At 71.3% G+C, this 3,578-nt stretch carries 4 protein-coding genes and 1 pseudogene; 1 reads left to right on the plus strand and 4 read right to left on the minus strand.

The window, feature by feature from the left end:
* The 3 genes from AB0C29_RS38610 to AB0C29_RS38620 form a co-directional block, all read right to left on the minus strand.
* On the minus strand, positions 1-274 hold a 274-nt coding region (locus AB0C29_RS38610), incomplete at its 3' end, for an MBL fold metallo-hydrolase (RefSeq protein WP_360831370.1).
* On the minus strand, positions 271-1,065 hold the full coding sequence (locus tag AB0C29_RS38615) for an alpha/beta hydrolase (RefSeq protein ID WP_360831373.1): 795 nt from the start codon (positions 1,063-1,065) through the stop codon (positions 271-273). The genes AB0C29_RS38615 and AB0C29_RS38610, both read right to left, overlap by 4 nt.
* A gap of 121 nt (positions 1,066-1,186) precedes the next feature.
* Positions 1,187-2,140: a helix-turn-helix domain-containing protein gene (locus AB0C29_RS38620; protein WP_360831375.1), complete on the minus strand. Its 954-nt coding sequence runs from the start codon at positions 2,138-2,140 to the stop codon at positions 1,187-1,189.
* Between the two features lie 50 nt (positions 2,141-2,190).
* On the opposite strand from AB0C29_RS38620, the gene AB0C29_RS38625 reads away from it, so the two are divergent.
* Positions 2,191-3,207, plus strand: coding sequence for a helix-turn-helix domain-containing protein (locus AB0C29_RS38625; protein WP_360831378.1), 1,017 nt, complete (start codon positions 2,191-2,193; stop codon positions 3,205-3,207).
* Here the strand turns inward: AB0C29_RS38625 and AB0C29_RS38630 are convergent.
* Positions 3,129-3,578, minus strand: a pseudogene (locus AB0C29_RS38630) (hypothetical protein); the annotation flags it as partial. The gene AB0C29_RS38625 and the pseudogene AB0C29_RS38630 sit on opposite strands and share 79 nt — an antisense overlap.

The raw sequence follows: 3,578 nt of genomic DNA on the forward strand, positions 1-3,578 counted from the left end.
CGGTGGTGACGACCCGGCCCGCGGCCGGCAGCAGCGCCCGGCCGGCGTCGTCCAGGTTGTCGGCGTGGTGGTCGTGGGTCAGCAGGACCACGTCGACGGCGCCGAGCGACGCTGCCGGCACCGCCGGACCGGTCAGCTTGCGCGACGCCGTGCCCCAGCCGAACCGGTAGGTCCGGCCAGGGGCGTCGAACGTCGGATCGGTCAGGATCCGCCAGCCCGCCACCTCGATCAGGGTGGTCGGCCCGCCGATGTGGGTGATCCGCAGGTCGCTCATCGGGCGTGGGTCAGGGCCCAGTCGAGGACCTCGTCGGCGATCTGCTCCCAGCCCTTCTGGGCCGGCAGCAGGTGCGCGTAGCCCTCGTACTCGCGGCGTTCCGTGACGGTGTTCGACTTGTAGTGCTTGGCGTTCGACTCCTGGATCGCCGGCGGCATGATGTGGTCCTCGGAGCCCGAGACGAACAAGAGCGGCGCCCGGTCGTCGTTGTGGTAGTCGACCCAGGTGTCCTGGTGGCCGGGCTGGAAGTTGGCCAGCACACTGCCCCACAGGATGCCGCCGTTGGCCGGGATGGCGTAGCGCTGCCACAGCGCCCGGCCCTCCTCCTCGGTGAAGGTGTTGGTGAACGCGTACTGCCACTCCTCGAAGCTCAGCGGCACCACCTTGTGCCGGTTCGCGGGACTCTTGAGCACCGGGAAGGTGGACTTCACCTGCGACAGCGGGACCACCCGGACGCCTTCGGTGGGTGCGGAGTTCATCGCCACGCCGGCCGCGCCGAAGCCGTGGTCGAGCAGGATCTGGGTGAAGGCCCCACCGGCGGAATGCCCGATGATGATCGGCGGGGTGTCGAGCGCGCCGATGATCTGCTCGAAGTGGGCGATGATCTGCGGCACGGTGGAGGCGAGAATCGGTGCCGGGTCGGCGTTGAGCGCCTCGACCTCGACCTCGTAACCGGGATACGAGGGCGCGATGACCCGGAACCCCTTGGCCTCGTAGTGGGCGATCCAGTTCTCCCAGCTGCGGGGAGTGACCCAGAATCCGTGGACGAGCACGATCGTGTCGGGGGCCATGTCAGAGGTCCTCTCCGGAGTATTCGGTGACCGGAATCTAGCGTCGGCAGCTCCGCTCCCGGAGGGTCTCTGTGTGCACATGCGGGTCCCGGCGTGCACGATTGCGCGCCGGCGTTCCGCCTCAGGTGTCGCCGAGGTGCCGGCGGAGCCATTCGCTCGGGGTGACGCCGTAGGCGGCCCGGAACCGGCGGGCGAAGTGCCGCGGGTCGGTGAAGCCCCAGCGGCGCGCCGTCGCCGAGATCAGGGTGCGGTGGGTCGCCCGGCCGGCCAGCTCCCGGCGGGCGCCCTCGAGGCGGCGCTGCCAGATCGCCTCGGCCGGGGACTCCGCCTCGTCGGCGAACAGCTGATACAGGTAGCGCAGCGAGACCACGTGCTCGTCGGCGATCCGGGCCGGGGTGAGTCCCGGATCGTGCAGGTGCGCGTCGACGTAGGTGAGCAGCACGGTTCGCAGCGACTCGGCGCGGGCGGTACGGGAGTGCGGGTTGCCGGGATTGACCGACGCGATGAGCGCGCGTACCAGGTCCTTGCTGGCGAAGCCGAGCATGGCCAGGGCTGCGGCGTGCGGCGCCTGCCGGGCGATGGCGGGCAGGTCTTTCAGGTGACGCCGGGTCAGGTCGTACAGCGGGCTCATCTGCAGCAGCGGGACCGAGTCGCGGACCAGGCCCACCGGGATGTCGAGTTCGGCGTAGTCGGCCAGGAACGCGATCGCCGCGCACGGGCCCGGCCACCGCGATTCGTACTCGGCTGTCAGATCCAGCAGATGGAGCTGGTTCTCGCGGCGCAGCACCTTGCCGACCTGGCGCGTCTCGCATTCGCCCCGCACGCCGAGGGTCAGTGAGATCCGCTCGGGCGCGTCGGCGCGTACGTGCCGGGCGGTGCGTCTCATCGTCAGGCCACCGCTGTAGGCGGTGCTGAGCAGGTTGATCCCCGCGCCGATCCGCCAGCCCTCGACGATGCACGTCGTGCCCGGCGCGACGGCGACCGTGGCCGGGGTGGCCGCCCGGCTCAGGGTGGCGTGCAGAGCGTCGGCCGACTCGTGTGGTGGCAGGTGACGGGTGTCTATCAACACGGCCATGCCGGCTCCCCGATAGGTTCGTCACAGAGTATCGGTGTGAGGGAGGCCGGATGACGGTGCTGCTCGACACATCTCTGCTGCCGGTGCGGCAACGCGCCGAGGCGGTGCGGTCGGCCATGACCTCATCGGTGGCTCCGGCCGCCATCTCGGTCGCCCCGCCGGCGCAGGCCCGGATCTCGCACTGGGCGCTGGGTTCCGGCGCCGAGCTGTTGCATCACGTGTCCACGGGTCATCGGCTCACCCGTACGTCCCGGCACCTGCAGTCGGACAATCCCGAGCGGCTCTCCCTGGGCCTGCCGGTCAGCGGTTCGGTGCGGATGCGCCACCGGGACCTGACCGGCGGCGACCGCATCGGCGAACTGCAACTGGTCGACCTCACCTCGCCGTACGACTTCCTGGTCGAGGGGCCATCCTGCGTGCAGGCGGTCATCGTCGACTATGCCCGGCTCGGCGTACCGGTCGACGCGGTCCGCACCGCGGTTCCCCGCCTGGCGGCGAGCCCGATGTACGAGCTGGTCCGTCGTCACGTGCTCGAACTGCCCGTACTGCTGGACCGGCTGCACCCGGACCCGGCCCTGACGATGCTGGGGTCCTCGACTGTCGAACTCGTCCGGGCCCTGATCGCCTCGGTGCTGGACGAGGACGGCGGGTGGCTGCGTACGGTGGGCACCGGCACGCTGTTCACCCGGGTCACCGCGTACATCCGCCAGCATCAGCGGGACGCGGACCTCAGCGCCGCCCGCCTGGCCGCCGAGCACGCGGTGTCGGTCCGGACGTTGTACGCCGCCTTCGCGCGGGAGGGTGAGCAGGTCGCCGAATGGGTGATCCGGGGGCGGCTGCGCGGCGCGCACCGGGAGCTCGCCACTTCTCCTACCGCGATGGTGTCCTCGATCGCCGGGTCGTGGGGATTCGCCAACGCGCGCCACTTCGCCCGCCGATTCCGCGACGAGTACGGCATGACGCCCCAGGAGTGGCAGCGCAGCCCGGGTCAGGCCGCAGCCGGCGCGGCGGCGAACGCGCCGAGCACCTCGGCCACCCGGCGCACATCTCCGGACCCGCACCGATGATCCACCGGCACCGTCAGGATTCTTGCCGCCAGATCGGCCGCCTCCTCATCCCCGCTCCACACCCCGCACCGGTCCTGTCGCCAGTGCACCGGCGCGTAGATCCCGTGCCGCGCCAGATGCGCCAGCAGACCGTCGCGGACCGCCTCCGACTCACACAGCAGCTGCACCCGGAACGGCACCGCGCCGGCCGGCCCATCGGTCAGCACCCGCCACGCCCCGCCCCGAGCCGCCAGGGCGTCGATCAGAGCGTGCGCATTCCGGGCGCTCGCGGCGCGTAGCCCGGCCAGATCCAGCAGCGGCAGCACCGTAGCGGTCAGCGCGCTCGCCGGACCTTCGCTGCCGAGCAATGCGTGCTCGCCGCGCTGTTTCAG

The sequence above is a fragment of the Actinoplanes sp. NPDC048791 genome (assembly GCF_040650095.1).
In the GTDB taxonomy this organism is placed as follows: Bacteria; Actinomycetota; Actinomycetes; order Mycobacteriales; family Micromonosporaceae; genus Actinoplanes.

Coding starts and splice junctions, on each gene's coding strand:
- AB0C29_RS38625 (WP_360831378.1), top strand. CDS start 2,191: ATGACGGTGCTGCTCGACACATCTCTGCTGCCGGTGCGGCAACGCGCC.
- AB0C29_RS38620 (WP_360831375.1), bottom strand. CDS start 2,140: ATGGCCGTGTTGATAGACACCCGTCACCTGCCACCACACGAGTCGGCC.
- AB0C29_RS38615 (WP_360831373.1), bottom strand. CDS start 1,065: ATGGCCCCCGACACGATCGTGCTCGTCCACGGATTCTGGGTCACTCCC.